At 66.2% G+C, this 5,251-nt stretch carries 5 protein-coding genes; all 5 read right to left on the reverse strand.

What is annotated here, in order from left to right:
- The coding region (locus ACIP0B_RS27790) for a phage GP46 family protein (RefSeq protein WP_400838264.1) at positions 1 to 349 on the reverse strand (349 nt) is incomplete at its 3' end.
- Positions 349 to 858, reverse strand: coding sequence for a phage baseplate assembly protein V (locus ACIP0B_RS27795; RefSeq protein ID WP_400838267.1), 510 nt, complete (start codon positions 856 to 858; stop codon positions 349 to 351). The genes ACIP0B_RS27790 and ACIP0B_RS27795, both read right to left, overlap by 1 nt.
- 229 nt (positions 859 to 1,087) lie before the next feature.
- A complete protein-coding gene (locus tag ACIP0B_RS27800; RefSeq protein ID WP_400838270.1) occupies positions 1,088 to 2,131 on the reverse strand; it encodes a phage baseplate assembly protein in 1,044 nt (347 codons plus the stop codon).
- Between the two features lie 3 nt (positions 2,132 to 2,134).
- Positions 2,135 to 3,370, reverse strand: coding sequence for a DNA circularization protein (locus ACIP0B_RS27805; protein WP_400838273.1), 1,236 nt, complete (start codon positions 3,368 to 3,370; stop codon positions 2,135 to 2,137).
- Positions 3,357 to 5,129: a phage tail protein gene (locus ACIP0B_RS27810; RefSeq protein ID WP_400838276.1), complete on the reverse strand. Its 1,773-nt coding sequence runs from the start codon at positions 5,127 to 5,129 to the stop codon at positions 3,357 to 3,359. Before ACIP0B_RS27810 ends, ACIP0B_RS27805 begins: the two co-directional genes overlap by 14 nt.
- Positions 5,130 to 5,251 lie beyond the last annotated feature (122 nt).

Raw genomic sequence — 5,251 nt, forward strand, 5'->3', positions numbered from 1 at the left:
GTTCGCCGTCGGCCAGGGTCAGGACCGTGCGCAGGTTCAGGCGCTGAGCGTCGAGGCGTTCGCTGATGATGTCGATGGCGCTGCAATGGCCGTCGTCGATCAGCCACTGCAGGGCTTCACGGGCGTAGAACTCGGCGTCCATCTGGGTCTGCCGGGTCAGCTTGACCCGCCGCAGCAGCCACAGCCGCGAACCGATGCGGTCGTCGGCCACGGAGGGAAAGCTGTCGCCCCACCAGCCGAAGCGTTCCTCGTCGTCGACGGCGTCGTCATCGGCGGCGCGCCGCCAGGTGAACAGGCTGATGAGCACCGCGCGGGTCAGCGCGGCGTGGAGGTTCTGGCTGATGAGCATCAGGCACCTCCCGTCGGGGCGGCGGTCTGGCCGTTGCCGCCCTGCACGCCGCCGTGCACGTGCTTGATCTGGCTGATGGCGCCGGCGACCTGATCGCCCTTGGACACGATCTTGCCGGTCTGGTTGATCACCGGCGTGTCGAAGTTGACCGCGCTGCTGGCGCGGATGTTGAGCGTGGCGGTCTCGATGTCGATGATCCGCCCGCGCTTGAAGTGAATCTTGTCGCCTTCGTCGGTGTAGATCGCCACCTCGCCCGCCGCCAGGGACTGCAGGCGGTAGCGGCGGTCGGCGACCACCAGGGCGATGGCGTGGGAACGGTCGCCGCCGAGAAAGGTGACGACTCCCTCGGCGCCGGCCAGCGGATGGCTGGTGAAGCCGTAAGGCTCGAAGTGCTCCAGGTCATCGTTCACCTCGCCTGCGGTGAGGCGCATCTGCAGCGATTGCAGCTTGGAGGCCGAACTGGCGAGCACGACAGTGCCGCGCGCCAGCAGGCGTGTCAGTAGGCTCATGGGGTTTCCTTCAGAGTTGGGCCACGACGCGATCCACCGTGGGAGCGGCGGTGCGACGATTCGACTTGCCCGCGAATGCGTTGCGTCAGCCGAAATCAATGTGCCTGGCCGTCCGCCTTCGCCAGCAGGCTCGCTCCCGCAGGGGTTCTGCGGTGCCGCCAAAACGGTGGGAGCCCGCCTGCTGGCGATGGCGGCGGACCAGACACCACAGGGGTGGCGCGAGGTCGGCTCAGGATTTCTTCGGCGGTGTGGGGTTGGCGTCGAAGGTATGCGGCGGCGCCACCTGCAAGGTGGTGACCGAACCCTGCGCCGACAGCGAATACGTCAGCTTGGAGATCAGCATGTCGCCGTCGAAGCCGAGCACCGGATCCTTGACCCGCACCAGCGTGTTGTGACGCCACAGGTCGCCGTTGGACTGGCGCCAGCCCTGCACCTGATAGGTGGTGGCCTGGGCCCGGCCCATGCGGGTGGCGCTTTCCCATTGGGCGCGTTGCTGGGCGAGCTCGAAGGTCAGTTGCGTGCCTTCGTTGATCACCGTCGTGCGCCGGCGCTTGAACGTCAGGTCGGCGGCCACCGATTCCACTTCGCTGGCCGCCGCCCCGCTCTTGGCGTCGGTGCCCTTCTGCTGGCCGATCACCCGGTATTCGGAGAACACCTGGCTGTAGTCCATCGGCGCGCTGGCCGAGAGGATGTTCTTGCCCAGCTCCAGCGCATCGCTGGCGCGGCCGCTGCTGCCCGGTTTGGCCAGCACCAGCCGGCCCTGCTCGTCATCGGTGGAGTACACCCGAAACAGCGAGAGCAGGCGGTCGATGGACTGAAACACCGTCTCGCCCGGCACGATGGTGTGCTTGGCCAGCCGGGAGGTCTCGGGAATCTCGTTGACCACCATCTGCGAGTATTCCATCGCCAGGGCCTGGACGATGCTCAGCAGCGGTTGCTCCTGCCACTGGCTCGGCCGGTTGGTCGCGGCGCAGTCGACCAGGTCCTGGGTCTTGGAACTGCCTTCGACCGTCAGGCTGATCTGCCGCCCGTCGTAGCGGATGGGGGCCTTGAACACGTACCCGGTCAGCACCAGGTCCTTGCCGATCCTCACCTCGCACGGGTCGCCGGGCTTGATCCGGCTGTCGGTGGTCTGCCCCGGCCACTGCCAGGTGATGTCGAGCTTGAAGGTGCGGAACTGCCGCTCAAGGTCGGCGGTGATCTCCACGCTCTTCCAGCCGCCGTACTCCACATCGTTGACCGTCAGCGTGACGCGGTTGTCTATCTCGCTCATGGCTCACTCCCCGGTGACTTTCACTTCGTTGGGCGAAAAGCCGGGATGCGTGATGCCGTTGCGCTGGATCACTTCGGTGACCCGGGTGGCGTCGGCGAACTGCTTGTACGCCACGACCACGGCCGGAAAGCTTTCCTGGAACGACTTGCTGACCTGGCGCACGCCGGAGGTGGCCACGGCCTGAAGGTGCGCCTTGAGCGCATCCTTCACGTCGCTGATGGCCTGGTAGTGCGCGGGGCTGGCCTTGTCGAGCATCGGGTTGATCGCCTCGACCAGCGCATTGCGCAACGCTTGCAGGTCGTCGGTCACCGGGACTTCCTGCCGGGTGACCGGCAGTTTGGCCTGGTGCTCCAGCGACGGCACGGACGGCAGCTTCACCGGGGCGGTCGCCACCGGCATCGAGGCCACCCACTGCGCCACCTTGACCAGCACGGTGTCCTGCACCAGGTCGGTCATGGCCTGCGCCGCTGCGGTGGTGTCCTTGCCGGTGGTGAGCTTCGGCGCATCGGCCTTGCGGATGGCTTCGAGCTGTTGGGACACGTCGGCGATCACGCCACGGTAGCCCTCCTTCGCGAACGCCTTCAGCTCCTTGATGTCGCCGAGCAGCCCCTTGAACTCCGCCGCCACTTCCTTGGGCAGCTCCTTCACCGCCTTCACCAGCTCCGTGATCTGCCGGTACTGCTCGATCAGCGGCTTGAGCTGTTCCTTGATCACGTCATACACCCCGGTGAGGCTGTTGCGCAGATTGGCGATGCCGATCCGCGCGGCCTTGATCAGGGTCATGGCCTGCTCGAAGCGCGCCACCGCCGAGCCCAGCAGCGTGTCGGCCTTGGCCAGCAGCACCTTTTGGGTGCTGACGGTCACGGTCGGGAACGGCAGCGGCACGTCGGGGTAGAACTTCAGGGTGAAGGTCACCAGCCCGCCGTCCTGGCGGGTGTGGGTCATGTCGCACTCGCCGACCTTGACCTGCAGGCGCCCCAGCCACGGGTGCACCAGCTCGCCGCTGCCCTGCTCCAGCGCCTTGAGCAGCTTGTCGCGCTGCTCCAGGCAATCGGGGCCGACGATGAGCGCCGTCACGTCATGGATCTTGGCCTGTTGGCCCAGGTCCTCGAAGAACGGCAGGTCGCGTTGCGGGTATTCGTGCAACTGCCCCTTGCGGCCGACCGGGGTCTTCGCCTGGTCGATCCAGAAGCCGACGCCGCGAAAGGACGCCGGCAACAAACGGTCACGCCAGCTCATTGGAACCTCCCATGGACAGCGAGCGATAGCCGATGCGCGAACTGAGCGCCAGCCCCGGCTGATTGGTTTGCGGTTGATCGGTGCGCAGCCCCGCCGGCGCATTTTCGAAGCGGACCGTCAGGCCGCCTTCCAGTTGCGTGCGGTTGTTGGCGGCGCTTTGCTGGATCAGGGCACCGGAACTCTGCGGCAGCGAACCGCCCTGCAACGCGGCGGCGCCTTCAGGTTTCGAGCCGCCGAAGAACGCCGGCGCCAGTTCACCCTTGCCTTCGGCGTTGGTGCGGCGCTGCGCTTCGGTCAGCCCTTCGACCTTGCCGGTGACCTTGGCGATCAGGCCCGCGAATCCGCCGTCGAACAGCTCCTTGATCGGCGCGATCACGGTCTGCAGCTTCTGCCACAGCTCGCCGAACCACTCGGTGATCGGCCCCCAGTTCTTGATGATCTGCCCCAGGGGCGACCACTCGAACATCGTGTGCAGGAACTCCATCACCGGTGCGGCCAACGCTTTGACCACATCCCACAGCGCGGCGAACACTTGGCTGACCGGTTGCCAGTACTGGGCGATCTGCTCCAGCGGCGACCATTCGAACAGGGCCGCGAAGAAGCTCTTGACCTGTTGCGCCGACGCCAGCAGCGCCGCCCAGACCGGCTCGAAGAAGGTGACGATGCTGCCCCAGTTGTTGATGATCAGCCCCAGCGGGGAATAGTCGAACAACGTGACGAAGAAGCCCTTCACCGCTTGCGCCGCCGGCAGCAGCGAGGCCCAGAGCGACGCGAAGTACCCGGTGATCGCGCCCCAGTGGTTGATGACCATCCCCAGCGGCGTCCAGTCGAACAGCCCTTTGAGGAACGCCGTCACCGGCACGCTCAAGGCCTTGAGCAATTCCCAGATCGCCGAGAACAGCCCGGTCAGCGGGCCCCAGTTCTCGATGATCATGCCCGCCGGCGACCAGGAGAACAGCGTCCTGAAGAACTCGAACGCCGGTGCGGTGACCGCCTTGACCTTGTCCCAGACGCCCGCGAAGAAACCGGAGACCGGTTCCCACAACGCCGCCAGCGCCTGGAGCGGCCGCCAGTCGAGCACCGACCGCAGCAGCGCCATGGCGTTGGCCGCGGCGTTTTTCACCCCGTCCCACAAACCGCCGAAGAAGGCGGAGATCGGCGTCCAGTTGGCCACGATCAGACCGGCCGCCACGGCAATGCCCATGGCGATCAGCATGATCGGGTTGGTCTTGAGCACCATGCTCATCAAGTCGAAGACCTGGGTCGCGCCGGTCACGGCGGTCTGCATCGCCGAAAACGCGATGGCCCCCGCCGCCAGGCCTTCGACCAGTTTCGGGTTGTCGTTGAGCAGGCTGCCGACCTGGGTCAGCATCGGCTCCAGCGCCACCACCAGGGTGCCCACCGCCGGCAGCAGCGCGGCATCCACCGCAGCCGACACCTTCTCCACCGACGCGCTGAACACGTTGAGGTTCTGCGCGGCGGCCTTCGGCGCGGCGGGCATGTCGACGGTTTTCGCCGCATCGCCAACCTCGGTCAGCTTGCCCTGGAACGCCGCCGCCGACTTGATGCCGTCCACGAACGGCGTGATCACGCTGCCGCCCTTGAACAGGCCGCTGATGTCCAGCTTGCCGAGGCCGGTCTGCTCGAGGTTTTTCTTGAAGCTGTCGACCTTCGCCCGCAAGGCACCGAGCTTGGGCGACAGCTCGTCGATGCCCGTGAGCAGCACCGACGTCTTTTCCTTGGTTTCTGTCTCTGCCATCACTGCACCTGCTGCATCGCATTGATCCGTTGCGCGTGCTCCAGCGATTCGCGAAGCACATCCAGTGGCCTGGCCATCATCTGTTCGGGGTCAACCTTCCAGAACCAGGCCAGGTCATAGGC

It is taken from the genome of Pseudomonas sp. NPDC089534 (assembly GCF_044749305.1).
GTDB classification, from domain to species: Bacteria; Pseudomonadota; Gammaproteobacteria; order Pseudomonadales; family Pseudomonadaceae; genus Aquipseudomonas; species Aquipseudomonas ekonensis.